Source organism: Paracoccus litorisediminis (assembly GCF_009711205.1).
Lineage (GTDB): Bacteria > Pseudomonadota > Alphaproteobacteria > Rhodobacterales > Rhodobacteraceae > Paracoccus > Paracoccus litorisediminis.
The window spans coordinates 91,704-112,952 of record NZ_WMIG01000008.1 but is presented as its reverse complement, the minus strand read 5'-3'; the positions used below and the strand labels follow the sequence as shown (position 1 = coordinate 112,952).

General features: G+C 63.2%; 18 protein-coding genes. 11 read left to right on the top strand and 7 right to left on the bottom strand.

From position 1 onward, the window contains the following. Positions 1–3 precede the first annotated feature (3 nt). From GL300_RS14995 to GL300_RS14970, 6 genes are read left to right on the top strand one after another with little or no spacing between them, the layout of a single operon-like run. Positions 4–3,768, top strand: coding sequence for a nitrate reductase subunit alpha (locus GL300_RS14995; RefSeq protein WP_155040466.1), 3,765 nt, complete (start codon positions 4–6; stop codon positions 3,766–3,768). Continuing rightward, positions 3,765–5,288 (top strand): nitrate reductase subunit beta, encoded by a 1,524-nt coding sequence (narH, locus tag GL300_RS14990; protein ID WP_155040465.1) that lies wholly within the window; start codon positions 3,765–3,767, stop codon positions 5,286–5,288. Before GL300_RS14995 ends, narH begins: the two co-directional genes overlap by 4 nt. Continuing rightward, entirely contained in the window at positions 5,285–5,974 is a 690-nt protein-coding gene (gene narJ / locus GL300_RS14985) for a nitrate reductase molybdenum cofactor assembly chaperone (protein WP_155040464.1), read from the top strand. Before narH ends, narJ begins: the two co-directional genes overlap by 4 nt. A gap of 13 nt (positions 5,975–5,987) precedes the next feature. Then, positions 5,988–6,674, top strand: coding sequence for a respiratory nitrate reductase subunit gamma (narI, locus tag GL300_RS14980; protein ID WP_155040463.1), 687 nt, complete (start codon positions 5,988–5,990; stop codon positions 6,672–6,674). Positions 6,675–6,680: 6 nt separating this feature from the next. Continuing rightward, positions 6,681–7,472, top strand: a complete 792-nt coding sequence (locus GL300_RS14975; protein ID WP_155040462.1) for a peptidylprolyl isomerase — start codon at positions 6,681–6,683, stop codon at positions 7,470–7,472. 11 nt (positions 7,473–7,483) lie between these two features. Continuing rightward, positions 7,484–7,996, top strand: a complete 513-nt coding sequence (locus tag GL300_RS14970; RefSeq protein WP_155040461.1) for a DUF2478 domain-containing protein — start codon at positions 7,484–7,486, stop codon at positions 7,994–7,996. Positions 7,997–8,009: 13 nt separating this feature from the next. Here GL300_RS14970 and GL300_RS14965 read toward each other — a convergent pair whose 3' ends face one another. After that, positions 8,010–9,221 carry an NnrS family protein gene (locus tag GL300_RS14965; RefSeq protein WP_155040460.1) on the bottom strand — a complete coding sequence of 404 codons (1,212 nt, stop codon included), beginning with the start codon at positions 9,219–9,221 and terminating at the stop codon, positions 8,010–8,012. Positions 9,222–9,448: 227 nt separating this feature from the next. On the opposite strand from GL300_RS14965, the gene GL300_RS14960 reads away from it, so the two are divergent. Together GL300_RS14960 and GL300_RS14955 are read left to right on the top strand one after the other, a co-directional pair. Further along, on the top strand, positions 9,449–10,561 hold the full coding sequence (locus tag GL300_RS14960) for an alpha/beta hydrolase (protein WP_155040459.1): 1,113 nt from the start codon (positions 9,449–9,451) through the stop codon (positions 10,559–10,561). Positions 10,562–10,571: 10 nt separating this feature from the next. Next, positions 10,572–11,423, top strand: coding sequence for a 2-keto-4-pentenoate hydratase (locus GL300_RS14955; RefSeq protein ID WP_155040458.1), 852 nt, complete (start codon positions 10,572–10,574; stop codon positions 11,421–11,423). 2 nt (positions 11,424–11,425) lie between these two features. Here GL300_RS14955 and GL300_RS14950 read toward each other — a convergent pair whose 3' ends face one another. Continuing rightward, positions 11,426–12,301: a helix-turn-helix transcriptional regulator gene (locus tag GL300_RS14950; RefSeq protein WP_155040457.1), complete on the bottom strand. Its 876-nt coding sequence runs from the start codon at positions 12,299–12,301 to the stop codon at positions 11,426–11,428. A gap of 219 nt (positions 12,302–12,520) precedes the next feature. On the opposite strand from GL300_RS14950, the gene cysD reads away from it, so the two are divergent. After that, a complete protein-coding gene (gene cysD / locus GL300_RS14945; RefSeq protein WP_155040456.1) occupies positions 12,521–13,426 on the top strand; it encodes a sulfate adenylyltransferase subunit CysD in 906 nt (301 codons plus the stop codon). 48 nt (positions 13,427–13,474) lie between these two features. Beyond that, on the top strand, positions 13,475–15,382 hold the full coding sequence (cysN, locus tag GL300_RS14940) for a sulfate adenylyltransferase subunit CysN (protein WP_155040455.1): 1,908 nt from the start codon (positions 13,475–13,477) through the stop codon (positions 15,380–15,382). 54 nt (positions 15,383–15,436) lie between these two features. Here the strand turns inward: cysN and GL300_RS14935 are convergent, their stop codons facing one another. Next, positions 15,437–16,108: a Crp/Fnr family transcriptional regulator gene (locus GL300_RS14935; RefSeq protein WP_155040454.1), complete on the bottom strand. Its 672-nt coding sequence runs from the start codon at positions 16,106–16,108 to the stop codon at positions 15,437–15,439. Positions 16,109–16,270: 162 nt separating this feature from the next. On the opposite strand from GL300_RS14935, the gene GL300_RS14930 reads away from it, so the two are divergent. Next, the gene (locus tag GL300_RS14930; RefSeq protein WP_155040453.1) at positions 16,271–17,347 is read left to right on the top strand and encodes a hypothetical protein; all 1,077 of its coding nucleotides are present in this window, start codon (positions 16,271–16,273) and stop codon (positions 17,345–17,347) included. 38 nt (positions 17,348–17,385) lie between these two features. On the opposite strand, the gene GL300_RS14920 is transcribed toward GL300_RS14930, so the two are convergent. From GL300_RS14920 to GL300_RS14905, 4 genes are all read right to left on the bottom strand, one after another. Next, positions 17,386–18,060 carry a hypothetical protein gene (locus GL300_RS14920; protein WP_211595108.1) on the bottom strand — a complete coding sequence of 225 codons (675 nt, stop codon included), beginning with the start codon at positions 18,058–18,060 and terminating at the stop codon, positions 17,386–17,388. Between the two features lie 151 nt (positions 18,061–18,211). Further along, complete coding sequence (locus GL300_RS14915) at positions 18,212–19,504, bottom strand: TfuA-like protein (RefSeq protein ID WP_155040452.1); 1,293 nt, start codon at positions 19,502–19,504, stop codon at positions 18,212–18,214. Next, the gene (locus tag GL300_RS14910) at positions 19,501–20,739 is read right to left on the bottom strand and encodes a YcaO-like family protein (RefSeq protein WP_155040451.1); all 1,239 of its coding nucleotides are present in this window, start codon (positions 20,737–20,739) and stop codon (positions 19,501–19,503) included. Before GL300_RS14910 ends, GL300_RS14915 begins: the two co-directional genes overlap by 4 nt. A 57-nt stretch (positions 20,740–20,796) precedes the next feature. Further along, the gene (locus GL300_RS14905; RefSeq protein WP_170297681.1) at positions 20,797–21,168 is read right to left on the bottom strand and encodes a GNAT family N-acetyltransferase; all 372 of its coding nucleotides are present in this window, start codon (positions 21,166–21,168) and stop codon (positions 20,797–20,799) included. Between the last annotated feature and the right edge of the window lie 81 nt (positions 21,169–21,249).

The following is a 21,249-nucleotide window of genomic DNA, read 5'->3' as shown; positions in this document are numbered from 1 at the left end:
GACATGAGCCATCTTCTGGACCGCCTGAACTTCCTGAAAAGCAACCGCAAGGACACTTTTTCGGAAGGCCATGGGCAGACCACGACTGAAAACCGCGATTGGGAGGATACCTATCGTTCGCGCTGGCGGCACGACAAGATCGTCCGCTCGACCCATGGTGTGAACTGCACCGGGTCCTGTTCGTGGAAGATCTATGTGAAATCGGGGATCGTGACCTGGGAAACCCAGCAGACCGACTATCCCCGCACCCGGCCCGACCTGCCCAACCACGAGCCGCGCGGCTGCGCCCGTGGCGCCAGCTACAGCTGGTACCTGTATAGCGCCAACCGCGTGAAGAACCCGCTGATCCGCGGACGCCTGATGAAACTATGGCGCGAGAAACGCGCCACCCTGACCCCGGTCGCCGCATGGGAGGCGATCCAGACCGATCCCGCCGCCCGCGAAAGCTACACCCGCATCCGCGGCAAGGGCGGCTTCGTGCGTGCCAACTGGGACGAAGTGACCGAGATGGTCGCTGCCGCCAATGCCTATACCGCCAAGAAATACGGCCCCGACCGGGTCTTTGGCTTCTCGCCGATCCCGGCCATGTCGATGATTTCCTATGCCGCGGGCACGCGCTACCTGTCGCTGCTGGGCGGCACCTGCATGTCCTTCTATGACTGGTATTGCGACCTTCCGCCGGCCTCGCCGCAGGTCTGGGGCGAACAGACCGACGTGCCGGAATCGGCCGACTGGTACAATGCGGGCTACCTGATGCTGTGGGGCTCGAACGTGCCGCAGACCCGGACGCCCGACGCGCACTTCTACACCGAGGCCCGCTACAAGGGCACCAAATCCGCCGTCATCTGCCCGGACTATTCCGAGGCCGCGAAATTCGGCGACATCTGGCTGAACGTGAAGCAAGGCACCGACGCGGCGCTTGGCATGGCCTTTGGCCACGTCATCCTGCGCGAGTTCCACCTGAACCGTCAGGTGCCCTATTTCGAGGACTACTGCCGCCGCTACAGCGACATGCCCATGCTGGTCCGTCTTGATCAGCAGGAAGGTCGTCTGGTTCCGGGTCGGCAGCTGCGCGCCTCGGATCTGGCGGACGGGCTGGGCCAAAAGGCCAATGCCGAATGGAAAACGGTCGCCATCGACGAGAATGCCGATGAACTGGTCGTGCCAAACGGCTCGGTCGGCTTCCGCTGGGCTGATGAAAAGGGCAGTTGGAACCTTGAGGAAAAGGCGGGCGATGCCGATGTCCGCCTGAAGATGAGCCTGGTTCTTGACGAGGATCATGACGATGTCGCCGCCGTCGATTTTCCCTTCTTCGGGGCCATGGCCTCGAACGGGTTCGAGGTCGATAGCCGCGGCGATGTGCTGACCCGCAATGTACCGGTCAAGAAACTGACCTTGGCCGATGGCTCCGAGGCGCTGGTCGCCACGGTCTTCGACCTGATGTGCGCCAATTACAGCCTTGATCGCGGTCTGGGCGGCGAGCATGTCGCCAATGACTATGACGCCGATGTGCCCTTCACCCCCGCTTGGGCCGAGCGCATCACCGGCGTGCGTCGCGACAAGATCATTCAGGTCGCCCGCGAATTCGCCAACAATGCCGAAAAGACCAATGGCCGTTCGATGATCATCATCGGCGCGGCAATGAACCATTGGTTCCACATGGACATGAACTATCGCGCCGCGATCAATATGCTGATCATGTGCGGCTGCATCGGTCAGTCCGGCGGCGGCTGGTCGCACTATGTGGGTCAGGAAAAACTGCGCCCGCAGACCGGCTGGACGGCTTTGGCCTTTGCCTTGGACTGGCAGCGCCCGCCGCGCCACATGAACGCGACCAGCGCATGGTATGCCCATACCGACCAATGGCGCTATGAAACCGTCAGCTCGACCGAACTGCTCTCGCCCACCGCGCCGAAAGGCGATTGGGACAAGCTCAGCCTGATCGACTACAACATCCGCGCCGAGCGGATGGGCTGGCTGCCTTCGGCCCCGCAGCTGAAACAGAACCCGCTGGAGGTTGGTCGCGCCGCGAAAAAGGCTGGCATCCCGGTCAAGGACTATGTCGCGGAACGCCTGAAATCGGGCGAATTGCAGATGTCCTGCGAAGATCCGGACGCGCCGGAAAACTGGCCGCGCAACCTGTTCGTCTGGCGTTCAAACCTGCTGGGTTCCTCGGGCAAGGGGCATGAATACTTCCTCAAGCACCTGCTGGGCACCGATCACGGCGTGCTGGGCAAGGATCTGGGTGAGGAAGGCCGTCAGAAACCGATCGAGGCCGCATGGCATGACGACGCCCCCGAAGGAAAGCTGGACCTGCTGGTCACGCTGGACTTCCGGATGTCGACCACTGCCGTCTATTCCGACATCGTTCTGCCGACCGCGTCCTGGTACGAAAAGGACGACATGAACACTTCGGACATGCACCCGTTCATCCACCCGCTGCAGGCGGCGGTTGACCCGGCGTATGAGTCGAAGTCGGATTGGGAAATCTTCAAGTCGATCGCCAAGAAATTCTCGGAAGTGGCCCCCGAGGTGCTGGGCGAGGAAACCGACATCATCCAGCATCCGCTGCAACACGATACGGCCAGCGAGATCGCCCAGCCCTTCGTGCGCGATTGGAAACAGGATGGCTGTGACCTGATCCCCGGCGAAACCGCGCCCGACTATATCGAGGTGACGCGCGATTATCCGAACCTTTACAAGCGCTTCACCGCTGTCGGTCCGCTGCTTGAAAAGATCGGCAATGGCGGCAAGGGCATCAGCTGGGACACCAAGACCGAGGTGCATCACCTGAAGGCGCTGAACGGCACCGTCACCGACGAAGGCGTGACCAAAGGCATGGCCAAGATCGAGACTGCGATCGACGCCGCCGAGGTCGTGCTGATGCTGGCCCCGGAAACCAACGGCGAAGTCGCCGTCAAGGCTTGGGACGCGCTAAGCAACTTCACCGGCATCAGCCACAAGCATCTGGCCGAGGTCAAGGAAGACGAAAAGATCCGCTTCCGCGACATCGCCGCCCAGCCGCGCAAGATCATCTCCAGCCCGACCTGGTCGGGCATCGAAAGCGAGGAGGTCTGCTACAACGCCGGCTGGACCAACGTCCATGAGCTGATCCCGTGGCGCACCCTGACCGGCCGTCAGTCGATCTATCAGGACCATGAATGGATGCGCGCCTTTGGCGAGGGCTTCGTGACATGGCGTCCGCCGGTGGACCTGAAGACCGTGGGGGCGCAGGCGCGCAAATCGCTGGGTTCCAGCGAAAAGCACGTGACGCTGAACTTCATCACCCCGCACCAGAAATGGGGCATCCACTCGACCTATTCCGACAACCTGCACATGCTGACGCTGAACCGTGGCGGCCCGGTGGTGTGGATTTCGGAAGTGGACGCGCGGAAAGCCGGGCTGGTCGACAATGACTGGATCGAGGTCTTCAATACCAACGGCGTCATCACCGCCCGCGCGGTGGTCAGCCAGCGGATGAAGGAAGGCACGGCCTTCATGTATCACGCTCAGGAAAAAATCGTGAACACGCCCGGCAGCCAGATCACCAATCTGCGCGGCGGCATCCACAACTCGGTCACCCGGGTCGTGCTGAAGCCAACTCACATGATCGGCGGCTATGCGCAGCTGTCCTACGGCTTCAACTACTACGGCACGGTTGGTTCGAACCGCGACGAATTCGTCATCGTGCGCAAGATGAACAAGGTGGACTGGCTGGAAGGTCCGCTGAACGAGACCGCAACCCAAGCTCCGGAGGCAGCGGAATGAAAGTACGTGCGCAAATCGGCATGGTGCTGAACCTCGATAAATGTATCGGGTGTCACACTTGCTCGGTCACCTGCAAGAACGTCTGGACCTCGCGCGAGGGCGTTGAATATGCATGGTTCAACAACGTCGAAACCAAGCCCGGCATCGGTTATCCCAAGGACTGGGAAAACCAGAAGCGCTGGAATGGCGGCTGGACCCGGACCAAGGCTGGCCACCTGCGCCCCAAACAGGGCGGCAAGTGGCGGATCCTGGCGAATATCTTTGCCAACCCGGATCTGCCCGAGATCGACGACTTTTATGAGCCGTTCACCTTCGACTACGACCATCTGAAATCCGCGCCGGAATCGCAGGCCTTCCCGACCGCGCGTCCGCGTTCGCTGATCTCGGGCGAGCGGATGGAAAAGATCGAATGGGGTCCGAACTGGGAGGAAATCCTGGGCGGCGAATTCGAGAAGCGCTCCAAGGACTACAACTTCGAGGGCGTGCAGAAAGAAATCTACGGTGAATACGAAAACACCTTCATGATGTATCTGCCGCGCCTGTGCGAACACTGCCTTAACCCGGCCTGTGTCGCATCCTGCCCCTCGGGCGCGATCTACAAGCGCGAGGATGACGGCGTCGTCCTGATCGACCAAGAGAAGTGCCGCGGCTGGCGGATGTGCGTCTCGGGCTGCCCCTACAAGAAGATCTATTACAACTGGTCGACCGGCAAATCCGAGAAATGCGTGTTCTGCTATCCGCGTCTGGAATCCGGCCAGCCCACGGTCTGCTCGGAAACCTGCGTCGGCCGCATCCGCTATCTGGGCGTGATGCTGTATGACGCCGACAAGATCTCGGAAGCGGCAGCGACCGAAAGCGAGCAGGATCTGTACGACGCGCAACTGGGCGTCTTCCTTGACCCGAACGACCCCGAGGTGATCGCGGCCGCTCGTGCCGAGGGCGTCCCCGAGGACTGGATCCGCGGCGCGCAGAACTCGCCGATCTGGAAGCTGGCGATGGAATGGAAGATCGCCTTCCCGCTGCACCCGGAATATCGCACCCTGCCGATGGTCTGGTATGTGCCGCCGCTGTCGCCGATCCAGAACGCCGCCGAAGCTGGCAAGATCTCGGCTCAGGACGACATGCCGGATGTGAAAAGCCTGCGCATCCCGCTGCGTTACCTTGCCAATATGCTGACCGCGGGCGACGAGGCCCCGGTGGCGCTGGCGCTGGAACGGATGCTGGCCATGCGCAGCTACATGCGGTCGAAATCCATCGACGGCGTGGTCAATCTGGGCGTTGCCAAGCGCGTCGGCATGACGCCGCTGCAAATCGACGAGATGTATCAGCTGCTGGCCATCGCCAATTACGAGGATCGCTTCGTCATCCCGACGACGCATCGCGAGCTGGTCGAGGATGCCTATGACCTGCGCGGCGGCTGCGGCTTCACCGACGGCAACGGCTGCTCGTCGGGTAGCAACAAGGGCTCGCTGTTCGGTGGCAAGAAGTTCCGCAGCCCGCAGGAGTTCATTCAACCATGAAAACCTTCAAGGCACTTTCCGCGCTGCTCAGCTATCCTTCGGCCGAGCTGATCGCCGCGATCCCCGACATCAAGCAGCTCCTGCACGATGAGGGCCTGCTTGGCCCCCAGCGTCACCGCGATCTGGCACCCTTGCTGCATGAACTGGAAACGGGCGACCTTTACGACCTGCAGGAACGCTATGTCCTGCTGTTCGACCGCTCGCGCACCTTGTCGCTGAACCTGTTCGAGCATGTCCATGGCGAGAGCCGCGACCGTGGCGGCGCCATGGTCGACCTGCTGGAAACCTACCGCGCGGGCGGCTTCGATCTGGCTGGAAGCGAGCTTCCCGACCATCTGCCGGTGGTTCTGGAATATGTCTCGACCCTGCCGCTGGATGAGGCGCGCAGCATGCTGGCCGATGCCGGGCATATCATCGCGGCACTGGCCGACCGGCTGATGAAACGCGGCTCGTCCTATGCGGCAGTCATGTCGACGCTGGTGCATCTGGCCGAGGTCGATGGCGATATCCCTGCCGAGCTGGCCGACGTTCCCGACGAGGACCCCGAGGATCTGGCGGCGCTTGATGCCGTCTGGGAGGAATCCCAGGTGACCTTCGGCCCCGATCCCAATGCCGGCTGCCCCGTCAGCCGCGACATCCTTGCCAAGATGGATCCGCGCGCCGGCGCGGCCCATCCGGCAGAATGAACAGGAGGTTCAGATGAACAATCTGCTTTTCGGCATCTACCCCTATATTGCCATCACCGTGATGATCCTGGGGTCCATTGCCCGATACGAGCGCGATCCCTTTACCTGGAAGTCGAAATCCAGCCAGATCCTGCGTAAGAAACAGTTCGTCATCGGCTCGGTCCTGTTCCATGTCGGCGTGCTTTTCATCCTGATGGGCCATTTCGTCGGCCTTCTGACCCCGATCGCGGTCTTTGACGCGCTTGGCGTCAGCCACTCGGCGAAACAGGTGCTGGCCATGACCGCAGGCGGCATCGCCGGTCTGATGGCGCTGGCGGGCGGTGCGATCCTGCTGCATCGCCGGCTGACCGATCCGCGCATCCGCGCCAATTCGACCGTCGCCGATACCGGCATCCTGATCCTGCTGCTGGTCCAACTGGTGCTTGGGCTGCTGACCATCATCGTCTCGATGCAGCATCTGGACGGGCATGAAATGACCAAGCTGATGAACTGGGCGCAAAGCATCGTCTATCTGAAAGCTGGCGCGGCCGAGCACATGGCCGATGTGAACATCCTGTTCAAGCTGCACATCTTCCTTGGGCTGACGATCTTCCTGCTGTTCCCCTTCACCCGTCTGGTCCACATGATCTCGGCCCCGGTGCGCTACCTGTGGCGTCCCGGCTACCAGATCGTGCGCACCAAACGGAACCCGGCGGAGTAAAGCATAATGGAAGTCAAACCGCTCCTGCCTCCGGTCACGGTGAATGGCGTAACCCTGGACCCCGGCCGCATTGCGGACGAGGCCCAGAACCACCCCGCCCCCAAGGGCAAGCCGGGTCACGCATGGAAATCTGCCGCCCGCGCCCTGGCCATCCGCGAACTGCTTCTGCAGCGGGGGAAAACGGTCGGGATCGCGGCAGACCCGACCGAAACCGCCCCCGGCCAATGGGAAACCGAGGAAGAGGCCCTGATCCGGCAAGTGCTGGATCAGGAGGTCGTGCCCGAACCCGCCGACGAAGCCCGGCTGCGCACCATCTATGACACGCATCCCGAACGCTTCCGCGCCCCGTCCCTGTTCGAGGCCGCCCATATCCTTCTGGCCGCCGCGCCCGAAGACCCCGTGGCCCGTGCCATGGCGCTTCAGGCGGCCGAAGGGCTGCTCCAGACCGTGCAAGCCGAACCCCGGCGCTTTGCCGAGCTTGCCGTCCAGAACAGCGCCTGCTCGTCGAAAGCCAATGGAGGCGTGCTGGGGCAGTTGACCTCGGGCGATACCGTCCCCGAATTCGAAGCCATGATGGCCTCGATGAAAGAGGGCGAGTTCGCGATCTGCAAATCGCGCTACGGCATCCATGTGATCCGCCTTGATGCGCGCGCCGATGGTGCGGTCCTGCCCTTCGAGGCCGTCATGCCCCAGCTTGTCGAGGCCCATGAAAAGGCCGCATGGTTGCGGGCAAGCCGCGCCTATGTCGACGGGCTGGTCGGCAAGGCCGAGATCGACGGGATCGACCTGAAATCCTGAGGAGGAATGCCATGCACCTTGCCTATGTCAGCCTGCCCGGTCGCGGCGCGAATGACCGTTTTCTGGCCGTGATCGCCGAACGCCTTCAGTCCAAGGGGGTCAGGCTGTCCGGCACGGTGCAAAGCAATGTCGAGCGCGCCGACCGGGCGCGCTGCGACATGGACATCCTTGTCCTGCCCGATGGCCCGATCCTGCGCATCAGCGAGGATCGCGGCGATCTGGCGCGCGGCTGTCGTCTTGACGCCGGCGCACTCGAGGCTGCCGTGCTGGGCGTCACCCGCTCATTGCCCGGTGCCGACCTGTTGATCGTCAACAAATACGGCAAGCAAGAAGCCGAGGGCCGGGGTCTTGCCCCGATCATCGCCGATGCGCTGGAACGCGGCATACCCGTGCTGCTGGGCGTCAACGGCCTGAACCTGCCCTCGTTCGAGGAATTCGCGGGCGGCCTTGCTGCCGCCCTGCCCGCCGAGGAAGATGCCGTTCTTGGCTGGTGCCTGACCCATTGCACCCGCGCCGCCGCCTGATTGCGCGACGCGATCAGGTCTTGGCGCCCGAGACGGGCTTCTTGGCCAGCCTCGGCTGCAGCAGCATCGGGCCATAGACCAGCGCATATCCGGCAAAAGCCATAATCCACAGCCCGCCCGACAGGTGCAAAAGCCCGGTCGGGTTGCCGAATATCCCTGCCAGCAGCCGCATCACCACCGATCCGAACAGCGCCAGATAGATTGCGACAGTTGCAGGCCCCGCATGCAGCACTCGTCCGGTATGGCCCAAAGTGGCGCGGGTCATCACCCCCAAAGTCATCAGCCCGATAGCTCCGGCCAGCCAGACATGGCGCGCAGCGGGCAGCGGCAACAGGTCAAAGCCCGCCGCACCTTCGGCCACGAAACCCAGCGCCAGAAGCGCATAGGCCAGATGCAGCACCCACAGCAGCGGCTCGGACCGGATCTGACCGCTGCACCAGCGCGACATCCGCCACAGATGCGCCGCGCCCGCGACCAGCATCAGCCAGCGCGTCACCGCGGCATCGGGAAAGCCGACAAAGCCCAGCAGCACCAGTGCGGTCAGGCCAAGGACTATGGCATCCGCGCGGCCAAAAGGTTGCGGCAGCTGGGCGCTGCCACGGGAGGCCAGCCAGTTGCGGGTAAAGCTGGGAATGATTCGCCCGCCGATCAGCGCGATCAGCATCAACGTCGTGCCCAGCCCAAGGCGCATGCCCAGCCCCTCGAAGGCGGTGCCGTCTCGTGCAGCCTCGATATGGAAGATGAGGTTGGCCACGCCATAAAGCGCGATCAGCCCAACCACCGGCAGGTTGCGCCAGTTCTTGCCCCGGATGATCTCACGCGAGAGGAAGCCCACCAGCGCCACGTATAGCGACAGGTCGATCAGCGCGGTCATCTGCCACGGCAGATGGGATGAACAGGCCACGGCCAGCCGCCCGGCCAGCCACAGTCCGACCAACCCGACCAAGGGCCAACCCATGACCGGCAGCCGACCGGTCCAGTTCGGAACGGCGGTCAGGACAAAGCCGCCGATGACCGCCGCCAGATATCCGAACAGGAACTCATGCGCGTGCCAGCTGAAGGGATCAAAGGCGCTGGCCAGAGGCTCGGTCCCGGTCAGCATCAAGATCCACAGGATCATCGCCCCCGCCGCCCAGATTGCGGAAAGCAGAAAGAAAGATCGGAATCCGTGGCTGAAGATTGCGGGGCCGCGATAGTCTCTCATCCGCTCGGCCGTGCCTGCCATGATCGCCTCGTGCTGCATTTCTATGGCGCAAGGTTACGCGCGATGCGTGACCGCAGGCAAAGGCAAAGCTGCCTCAGCCACCGTGGCAAATTGTCCCGCGACGCCCCGATTGTCACCGCGACACCACAACGCCTCGCGCCGAATTTGCAAGCCGCAACAAGTCCCTTGCGGGAGCGGTGCGGCATTGCCATGCTCTGCCTGACGCAGTCATGCAGGCAGAGCCCGGAATGAGCCCTTCGCGCATTACGCCCTTGAGAATCGCCACTTTTGTCACCGCTTTCCTGATCGTCGCCTGTGGCCGCGCACCCGAGATCGTCGGCGTCGTGAACCCCGCCGTCCCGACCGCAGCGGTGCCCGAGCTGCGCAAGCACAAGATGTTCGTCGCCGCCACCCGCACCCATTCGGGTGAGGCCGGGGTGCTGTTTTCCTCGGGGCGCGCGGCCGAGCTTGGGCTTGCCTCGGTCGTGGCGACGGTCCCGCCGAACCACAAGGTCGGAGAGCTTGAGCGCCCGGAAAAGCTGCCCCCGGACCCGCGCACAGAGTTCACCGTCATCGAGCCGACGGTCTATCGCTCCGAGCAATCCTTCATCTCGGCGATCGACAGCGAACTGGACAGGCAACCGGCCGGATCGCGCCGGATGATGCTATTCGTGCATGGCTACAACAACAATTTCAGCGAGGCCGCGCTGCGGCTGGCGCAATTCGTCGAGGACACCAATTATCCGGGCGTGCCGATGCTGATGACATGGGCCTCGGCCGCCAATCCGGTGCGCTATGTCTATGACCTGAACAGCGCCCTGATCGCGCGCGGCAAGCTGAAGGAAATCTCGTCGCTCCTGCACAGGACGGATGTCGACAGCGTGGACATCTTCGCTCATTCGATGGGAACGCTCCTGACCATGGAAGGGCTGGTCGATGCCCAGAAGGCCGGGACGCTGGGCCATCGGACCGCCATCAACAACATCGTCCTCGCCTCGCCCGATATCGACATCGACCTGTTTCGCACCCAGATCCGGCAATTGCCGCCCGAGATCCGCTCGAAGATCTTCCTGCTGGTATCCCGCGATGATCGGGCCCTGCTGGCATCGCGCCGGCTTGCGGGCGGGGTGCCGCGCGTCGGTGCGGCAAATACGGCCGAGTTGGAGGGGATGGGCGTGACGGTGATCGACCTCTCCACGATCAACGATTCCAGTTCCGGAAGCCATTCCAAGTTCGCCGGCTCGCCCGAGGTCGTGCGGATGATCGGCCTTGGCCTGAACCGTTCGGGCGGGTTGGAACGCGGCCGGACTCCGGCCTTCGACCGGCTGCTTGAGAACGTCCCGATCATCATCACCCAGTGAGGGAAGCAACATGATGCGCAAGCCGGACACCGCCCTGATTGCAACCCTGATCCTGACCTTTGCCGCGCAGGCCGACGCCGCCGAATGTCCCTCCGACGCCGCCATGGCCGCATTGGCCGCTGACATCCTGTCCCGGACGCCGGCGGCCCCGCCTGCGGTCATCGACATGACGGATGCACTGTGCGCGCAGGACAAGCTGGTGGCGCTGCTGGGCAAGGAATGGGGGGCGCCCGCCGGATATAAGGCCGGCCTGACCAGCAAACCCGCGCAGGAGGCCTTCAAGGCCAGCGGGCCGGTGCGCGGTGTGCTTTACAAGGACATGATGCTGTCCAACGGGGCCAGCCTGCCCGCGAAATTCGCCGCCCTGCCCCGGTTCGAGGCCGACCTGATCCTTGTCGTCGCCGATGCCGCGATCAATCAGGCCAAGACGCCCGCCGAGGTTCTGGCGCATCTGTCCGCGATCCACCCCTTTATCGAGCTGCCCGATCTGGTGGTCGCCGATCCCAAGACCCTGACCCCCGCCACAATTACCGCGATCAATGTCGGCGCGCGGCAGGGCGTGTTGGGCAAGGCGATCCCTGTCCGGCGGGATGAGGAATTCCTGGCTGCGCTTGCCGCGATGCAGGTGGTGGTCACTGATGCCAGCGGCAAGGAATTGGCGCATGCGCCGGGGGCAGCGGTTCTGGGAAATCCGCTGAATTCAGTGCTGTGGCTGCGCGACAACGGCGTCAGCTTCAAGGCCGGTGACTGGGTCAGCGTCGGATCGTTCGGACCGCTGCTGGTGCCGCAGCCGGGGCAAAGCGCCAAGGTCAGCTATCTGGGCCTGCCCGGCGATCCCGTGGTCAGCGTCAATTTCGAGTAGCCTTAGCCCAGCCAGACCGCGCTGGTCAGCACGCGGCGCAGGATCGCGGGTTGGCCGCTGATCCCCATGCGCGCGAAGATCCGTTTTGAGCCGCTGCGCGCGGTCTCAATCGTCCAGCCCAGTTCGGCGGCGGCATCCTGCAGCGACAAACCGTCGCAAAGCAGGATTGCCAGCCGCGCCTCGCTGCGGCTGATGTCGAAATGCGCGGCCACACGCTCGACCGACAGGCTGCGCCCCTGCCGCAGATGGCGGATCAGCCCGACAAGCACCTGTTCTTCCGCCAAAATGCGCGAGGACAGGATCATCTCGGCCGAAGGATCGCGTGACAGCGTCACCGGAACGGGCGGCTCCCGACCTTCTTGTGCCATTGTCACCGCATGTCGAAAATCCAGCGCAATGCCGGGGTCGGCGAATTCAATCCAGCCATTCGGACCCAGCGTCACGCCGGGCAATTCCGCCAGCAATATGGCGACCTGCGGGGCCATGTCCTGCACATTGCCGGCAAGTCCAAGGATCACCCAGCCTCCGCCCAGATCCGAGGCGATCTGACGATCCAGCGTCGCTTGCGCGCGTTCCCGCATCAGGTCCCGCCAGACGGACAGAGCCTGCCCCAGATGCGGGGACAGATCGGACAGTTGCAATCCGTCGACGGCGCGAAATTCCTTTCCGGCACGCTGCACGGCCAGCACCGCGTAACCCGCTGGTCCCGCGTCACATTTCAGCGCCCTTAGCGGCAACCTGCGGTTTTCCAGCCCCGGCAGGTCGCTTTGGGAATAGACCCTGTCGAAACGCATTTGTGGCATCAGCGCGGCATCGGGGGGAACGATCTGGCCGTGCTGCCAGACATGGCTGCGCCCGCCATCCAGTTGCAGATGCAAATGCGCGGCATCGGCCCGCAGCCGACCGGATAGCAGCGCAAGAAAATCCGGCCACAGCTCACCCGCACCGGTGGCGGTCGCGACCAGCGCGCGCAGAATTTCGGTCTCGGCCGGAATGACGGATTTCCCCCAAATTGCACATTACCCCCATATGGGGGGTTAACTCAGCTAATCGCCTTGCTACATCCGGGTCAACGTGGTTTTCACAGAGTAATTCGCATGAACCAGAAATCCCTGACCCATCTTCAGCGCCTTGAAGCTGAAAGCATCCACATCATGCGCGAAGTCGTCGCCGAGGCCGAAAACCCGGTGATGCTGTATAGCGTCGGCAAGGACAGCGCCGTGATGCTGCACTTGGCGAAAAAGGCCTTCTACCCGGCCCCGCCGCCCTTCCCGCTGCTGCATGTCGACACGACGTGGAAGTTCCGCGACATGTACGCGCTGCGCGACAAGGCCGCCAAGGATGCGGGCATGGAGCTGCTGGTCTATCAAAACCCCGAGGCCGTCGCCCGCGGCATCAACCCCTTCGATCACGGGTCGCTGCATACCGACATGTGGAAGACCGAGGGCCTGAAACAGGCGCTGGACAAATACGGCTTTGACGTGGCCTTCGGCGGCGCCCGCCGCGACGAGGAAAAATCCCGCGCCAAGGAACGGGTCTTCTCGTTCCGCTCGGCCAATCATCGCTGGGACCCGAAAAGCCAGCGCCCCGAATTGTGGCGGCTGTATAATGCCCGCAAGGCCAAGGGCGAAAGCGTCCGGGTCTTCCCGATCTCGAACTGGACCGAGCTGGACATCTGGCAATACATCCATCTTGAAGGCATCGAGATCGTGCCGCTGTATTTCTCGGCCCCGCGTCCGACGGTTCAGCGCGACGGGCTGATCCTGATGGTCGATGATGAGCGCTTCCCGCTGCGCGATGGCGAGACCCCGCAGATGCGTTCGGTCCGCTTCCGGACGCTGGGCTGCTACCCGCTGACCGGCGCTGTTGAGTCCGAGGCCCGCACCCTGCCCGAGGTCATTCAGGAAATGTTGCTGACCACGACCTCGGAACGTCAGGGCCGCGCGATCGACCATGACCAGGCCGCCTCGATGGAGAAGAAGAAGCAGGAAGGCTATTTCTAAGCCCTTTTGCCGCCTCTCCCAGCCCATTCCACCGAAACAGGTGACCCCATGACGACCCAAGATCCGATCTACAAGACCGACGCCCTGATCGCCGAAAACATCGACGCCTATCTTGAGGCGCACCAGCACAAGACCATGCTGCGCTTCATCACCTGCGGCTCGGTCGATGATGGCAAATCCACCCTGATCGGGCGGCTGCTTTACGACAGCAAGATGATCTTCGAAGACCAATTGGCCGCACTGGAAGCCGACAGCAAGCGCGTCGGTACCCAAGGGCAGGAAATCGACTTTGCCCTGCTGGTCGACGGCCTTGCCGCCGAGCGCGAACAGGGCATCACCATCGATGTCGCCTATCGTTTCTTCGCCACCGAAAAGCGCAAATTCATCGTCGCCGACACCCCCGGCCACGAACAATATACCCGCAACATGGTCACCGGCGCCTCGACCGCCGATGTGGCGGTGATCCTGATCGACGCACGCAAGGGCGTGCTGACCCAGACCCGCCGCCACAGCTATCTGGTGAACCTGCTGGGCATCCGCCATGTCGTGCTGGCGGTGAACAAGATGGATCTGGTCGGCTATGATCAGGCGATCTTCGACAAGATCGTCGAGGAATACGGCGAATTCGCCCGCAGCATCGGTATCGATGCTTTCACCGCGATCCCGATTTCGGGCTTCAAGGGCGACAATATCACCGGTCCCAGCGAAAACACCCCGTGGTATCACGGCACGGCGCTGCTGCCGCATCTGGAAACGGTGGAACTGGACACGACTGCGGATCAGGCCAAGCCTTTCCGCATGCCGGTGCAATGGGTGAACCGTCCGAACCTGGACTTCCGCGGCTTTGCCGGTCTGGTCGCCAGCGGCACCGTTCGTCCCGGCGATGCGATCCGCGTGCTGCCCTCGGGCAAGACCTCGACCATCGCGCGTGTTGTCAGCCTTGACGGCGACCGCGATCTGGCCGTGGCCGGTGAATCGGTCACGCTGACCTTTGCCGATGAGATCGACTGCTCGCGCGGTCAGGTCATCGTCGCCGCGCAATCGCCGCTGGAAGTGGCCGACCAGTTCGAATCCACCCTTGTCTGGATGGATGAGCACGAGTTGGTCCCCGGCCGCGCCTATTGGCTGAAGATCGGCACGCAGACCGTCTCGGCCACGGTCCACGCCCCGAAATACGAGGTGAACGTCAACACGCAGGAACATCTGGCGACCAAGACGCTGGATCTGAACGCGATCGGCGTCGCCAACATCACCACCGACCGCGAAATCCCCTTCGCGCCCTATGACGACAACCGCGATCTGGGCGGCTTCATTCTGATCGACAAGATCACGAACCATACCGTTGCCGCCGGGATGATCCATTTCGCCCTGCGCCGCGCCCAGAACATCCACTGGCAGGCGACCGATATCGGGCGCGAGCATCACGCGGGCATGAAACACCAGAAGCCCGCCGTGCTGTGGCTGACCGGTCTGTCCGGCTCGGGCAAATCGACCATCGCCAATATCGTCGAGAAGAAGCTGGCGCGGATGAACCGCCACACCTTCCTGCTGGACGGCGACAACGTGCGTCACGGGCTGAACAAGGATCTGGGCTTTACCGAGGCCGACCGGATCGAAAACATCCGCCGCGTCGGCGAGGTCGCCAAGCTGATGACCGATGCGGGGCTGATCGTAATCACCGCCTTCATCTCTCCGTTCCGGTCCGAACGCGACATGGTGCGCGGCATGATGCAGCCGGGCGAATTCGTCGAAGTCTTTGTCGACACGCCGCTTTCGGTGGCCGAAGGGCGCGACGTGAAGGGGCTTTATGCCAAGGCGCGCGCTGGCCAGCTGAAGAACTTCACCGGGATCGATTCGCCCTATGAAGCGCCGGAAGCGCCGGAAATCCGCATCGACACGACCGAGATCACCCCGGAACAGGCTGCCGACCTGATCATCGCGCGCCTGATCCCGTAAACCGCTTGCCACCGGGGCCTGCCATGTGCTGGCCCCGGTTTGGTTTCTGCCTCGTTACTGCGGGGCGTCGGGCATCAGCGCGTCGGGCTGCAGGATGCGCAGGAACTTGCGGCTGGATTCGATGATCCCCTTGCGGTTCAGCGTGGCGAAGTTGCGGCTGACCGCCTCGCGATTGGCGCCGACGATATTGGCGATCTCGGCGTGGGTCGGCAGATTGGTCAGCGTCCGCCCCGGCTCCAGCCCGCCCTGCTCGATCGCGAGCCGCAGCAAATAGGCTCGCAGCCGGTCCTCAACCCCCAGCGAAGTCAGGTCATGCACCCGCTCGGTCAGGTCGTGAACACGGCGGACCAGCCCGCGCATGATCGCGCGCCGAACCTGCGGATGGGTGTCGATCAGGTCCAGCAGCAACCCGCCCGGCATCTCCAGCAAGGTGCAGTTGGTGCGGGCATAAAGCGACAGCGACCGCGGGCTGCCCGAAATCACCGACAATTCGCCAAAGGCGCTGCCGGGGCCGATATCGCTATAGACGATTTCACGCCCGGTCTCGGTCCATTGTACCGCCAGAACCTGACCCGACAGCACGAACAGCACCGTGTCGCCCGGATCGCCGCGCTCGATGATGCGCTGGCCTTGCTCGTACAGCCGCCGCGTCGCGAGCGATTCGATACGTTCCACTTCTGAGGGCGAAAGTCCGGTGAACCATACCAGGTCCTTGAGGCCGATCATGCTTCGTTTTCCTGCACGTCCTTAGATATCAAAACATTTCTGGGCCAGACGGACGGAAATGTTAATAGCTTTGTGCGCTCGGACACAGACCAGACCTGCCCCAATAGGCAAGTATATGGCTGTGAATTCCTCGTGACCTCCATAACCGGAAGAGCCCGAAAAATGACGAGTTCATTGGTTTGTGTCCCTGCTGCGACGACCTCTCTCTCTCCTGTCGGAGAGGCCCTGCACCGGGTCGGCATCACCTCACTGCACCTGCAAGCGCGTGCGAAAATGCATGCGCCGCAGGAAGGCCCCGCTGTTCAGCAGCAAGGCGCGATTGCGCGGGCAGGCAATGACCTGCACAGCAATTTGGTCGCCATGTCGCGCTACTGCATGCAGCAGCTTGTGCCGCGCATTCACAGCCTGATGATTCAGGCGGAAACGGTCGCCGAGGCCATCGACGCTCTGGCGGCCGATCCGGAACCCGATCTGTCGGCCGAGTTGGGCGCGATCGCAGCCGAGCTTGACCGTTGCGGCATCATCCTGCGCGGTCATGCCCGTTCCTCGCTGCGCGTCACCGGCATGATCCGGATGAGCGAGCAGCGCCTGTGGGGCGTGCTGGCAGCCGAGCTGCACCGCATCGAGGGAACCGAAGGCCCGATGATGCGCGGTTGCGCCCGCATCGAGTCGCTGGCATTCGAATTGGCCGTGGCGCTGGATGCGCTGATGGAGGGGACGAGTGACCTGCCCCTGCAGACCCGCAATCGTCTTTGCGACATCCTGATCCGCGTCACCTCGGAAGATGGCAGCAAAAAGATTTCGGATGCCGAGCGGGTCGATCTGATCAACTTCCTCTGCAATGGCATGGGCGAAATTCGCGGCATCATCGAGAATCTCACGGATGAGCGCCGTTCGCTTGGGGCGATGTCGCCCGAACTCGACAAGGCCATGTTGATTGCCACCGAAGCCAGCGCGCAATCGGTGATGACCAGCCGGCTTGAGGATGTCTTCCGTGAGCTGGACGGCCAGTTCAGCGTGATGGCAAGCGAATACCGCAAACTGGCCCGCAAGTCGGCACGCCCGACCGGCAGACAGCAAGCGTTGAACCGGATTGCCAGCGATGCACGGGATTGGCGGGCGGCCATGCAGGCCCTTCGCGAACCGCTGTCGCTGAGCCAAGGCGGCCCCGATCCCTCGGTCCAACTTCGGACGCCGCCGCGCAAGCGGCCGGGCCTTTCCTCCTCCCTCCGGGCCTGACCCAAGGGGGCCGCCCTAACCGGGCGGCCCCTTCCGATTCAGACCTCGTCTTCCTTCTTGTCGCCCCGTGCTTGTGCGCTCATACCCCGCGCACTCATGCCGGGGGCGCTCATCCCCGACAGGCTGACGGCCTGCACGCTCATCCCGCCAACGCTCATGCCTTGGGCATTCATGCCCGGCACGCTCATGCCACCGACACTCATGCCCTGCGCGCTCATCCCCGGCACACTCATGCCGCCGACGCTCATCCCTTGTGCGCTCATGCCGGGCACACTCATGCCGTGGAAGCTCATGCCGACCACCGGGCCCGAGGGGCAAACCAGAAGCTGGTCGAACTGGCCCGACAGCATGTCCAGACGGATGGTGAAATCTGCCTTGTCATAGGTCCACAGCACCAGGTCTTTCGGCAGACTCAGTGCGGACGTTCCAGTTGCCGCGCCCGGATCATCCGTGTGCAGATGCAATTTTCCCAGTGCCTCGGCAGCAGGCTGGCCCGGACCATGCACCAGATAAAGCGCGGTTCCGGGCAGGATGTAATAATGCCCTTCATAGCCGAAACCGTAGATCCGCGCGAAACTCGCATCCGGAGCGTGCAACTGCTGATCCAGATAGCCGGCAACCGCCCCTTCCGGTTCCGGGGATTTGATCTGAATATCCCCGATCACACGACCGAAAAGCTGGACAACGGAGGGATTGAGCAAGGACTCGGACATTCTTGAACCTCCAGAAAATAGGAAAAACCGTCAAACAACGCGGCGGGCCATGTCCTGACCCACCGGGAGCATTCCGTGCCAGAGGCTAGCTTACCGGAATCAGGCTGTCGACAACTCGTTGTGTGGACAGCGAAATATCAGTCAAATTGCCTTAATCCGTGCGCGCCGCCAGTGCGAATTCGCCCGTAAGAAGGTCCAGCAGCCGCGCCTGTCCGGAAAAACCCAACTCGCGGGCATAGGCGTCAATATCCTCGGGAACCGGTCTGCCCAGCCGGGATTCGAAATACCATGCGACCAGCAGCGGCAATGGCGGCGTGCCGGACTTGGTCAGTCCCGCCCTTACCCGTGCCCGGTCGCGCAGGACGGGATAACGACCATCCAAACGCAGCACGTCAAGGATTGCACCCTGCAGGGCCTCGTCCTGATGCCGTGCCAGTTTCCCCGAGGCTGCATGTCCGGTTGCCAGCCGTCGGACCTCGCTCCCCTCCAGACCATTCTCGGTGGCCCAGTTTTCGACCTGTTGCTGCCGAAACAGCCCCCGGCCTCGCCTGAAGGACGCTACCGAGGCGGCAATCTCGTCGGGTTGCGGCTCCAGCCCCATGACCTGCGCGGTCTGGCTGGCCAGCGATTGCAGCAACGCGGCGCGGCGGGTCCGCAGATAGGCGTCTCCGTCAAGCCGCAATTCGTCAAGGATCAGGGCGTCGTCCGGATCGGCAGTTCCCCCGTGCTGCGCGTGCCAAGGCGCGTTCAGCCAGGCCTCGGTCCGCTCAAAGGCGAAATTCGCGATGGCTCGTGGCGCGCCCTGTTGCAGGTGATCGGTCATTGCCTGCAACAGCGCCCGTGCATCTTCGCGCTTCTGATCGACCTTGCCCTGACGCAGCCAAGCCCTGAACGCGTCACCCTGTGGTGGCGGCAGATCCGCCTTGGCCAGAATGCCGGGCCAGTTGCGTTGCTGATAGAATTGCGACTTGGCTATCCGAGCCAGATTTTCGGCGCTGTCAGCATCCAGCACGCCATCTGTCACGGCACGCGTTAGTGTGGCGCGGACATTCACCATCGGCTCACTCAGGGCCAGATAGCCTGCCTCGGCGGGTCCGTGCTGCAAGGCGACCTCGTCGTCATCGGTCAGCCGTCCGTCCCGGAAATCCTCAAAGATGCGACCGATCCCGGTCATTCCGAAAGGATGCAGTTCGGCCGCCCGCAGTGCCCCCATACTGGCCGCGCCAAAGACCGCGATGCCTTCCGACAGCGCCCAAAGCACCTCCTTGTGCCAGACCGCCGGAACGCCGTCGAAATAGCCATCGATAATGCCAATGGCCTTGGGAGCGCTGCGGGCGGCGGCGTAAAGTTCACCCTGTCGGACAGGGGGAAGAAAGCGGAATTCGGGAAATGCAGCCCGATCGGCTGCACTGATCGAGGGTCCCGCAAAGACGATCACGCTCATCCCGCCACCCCTGCGATCTGGCGGGCGCGCGGGCCGGGCAGATAGGCCGGGTGATCATGCGGTCCCTCAAGCCCCGGAATCACCACCCGCACAACCCCCAGCCCCAAAGCGGGCTTGGCCAGATCGACGGCAATCGCCTCGGTAATGCCGATGGCCTGCAACCGCGCCAGCAACCAGTTCAGATCCTGATCGAAACTTGGCGTGGCTTGATCGGGTGCATCCGCGAAGCGGCGCAAGGGGCGGTGCATGGCACGCATCCGGGCCGCAATCCGGGCTTTATTGGCGCGTTCCCGGGCCGAATATTCCTCGGGCATCAGGTCGTCTCGGGCGCCCGAGATATAGGTGGTGCGAACCTGAACCGCCTCGGTCAGGGCGCGCAACAACGCGATGGCGCGGGTGGGATGGCAGCCCGCGCCGATGCCATGATGCTGCATTGGATCGCGCCGATCCGAGATCAGGCAATAGAAGCACGCGATCCCGGCATCGGTGGTGGTTTCCCAGACATGCACGTCGAAATCCGCAGCCTCCAGCTGGGCCAGCACCTCGCGACAGGCAGGGTCATCAATGCTGGTCAGATCCAGCCCGGCTTCACCCCGCGCCTGTTCGCTCTTCGCATGCCAAAGCGAGGTCGCGTCGCGTTCGACGATCTCGCAGATCGCATGACAGGTCGCCTCGATCTGACTGTTGCCCGAAGCCAGCCCGTTGCTGCTGCAATCGAAACAGCCGCTTCCGGGCGGCGGCGGCAGGGTGAAATTCGTCCGCACGCTTTCAAAGGGCAACCAGCGCCCCTGACCCGAGATCAAGTCCTGCCCCTCGACCCAGAGCATCACCAGATCGCGGTGAAACCGGTTCGAAATCCGTGGCAGTCGGGAAACATCGACAAAGGCATGGGAATGGGCCAGCTCGGCCATGCTGCCCAGCTTCAGCGGTAGTTCGATATGCTCGGCGTGGTACAGCTCGGCGGCCTCCATCAACCCCGAGGCGGTCGCCGCGTCCAGATCACAGCCCTTGCCCTGCGACACCGCCAGCGAGCGGGCATTGGGTCGGCAGACCATGACCACCGGCACGCCGATCCGATCAAGCCCGGTGACATTCGCGATCCGGGTAATGCCCATCTGCGCCATCAATGGCGTGACGCGGGCCACGGTTTCAGCCGGGCTGATCCCGCGATGGGTGCCACGCAGATGTCCCTTGGCCCCGCGACCCAAGCCGCTGCCCAACTCGTCCAAGCTCATCCGTCCCCCACCGTGCCAATTGGCACGATGTTAGGGGCGCGGCCCGCGCGTGGGAAGTCAGGATTGCCGGGACGGCGGCGTCCAGACCATGTCGATGATCGGCGTGGCGTCCGGGTCGATCACGACAAAGCCCAAACGCTTGTAAAGCTCGATCGCGCGATTGGTGCGGACCGCCGAAAGCGAAACGGTCTTGCCCTCATGCGCGGCGTGGCGCAGCAGGTCGCGGATGATCGCAGAACCGATGCCAAGCCCGCAAAATTCATCCAGAATCTGGATCTGGGCCAGGTTGTAATCGGCGTCCCGCTCGGTCACCTGCGTCCAGCCGATATCTCGGCCCTCCAGCACGATGATACGCGAGTCGGCGGCTTTGAAAGAACGCCGGATCGCGGCACGGCGCATCGGCTCGTCCCAGTTGTCCAGCTGCAGCATGAGCGGTCTCATGGCATTGATGTAAATCTCTTCGGCAAATGCAAATTCCTGGGGTAATGCGGGTCGCAGAACGAATGGGGG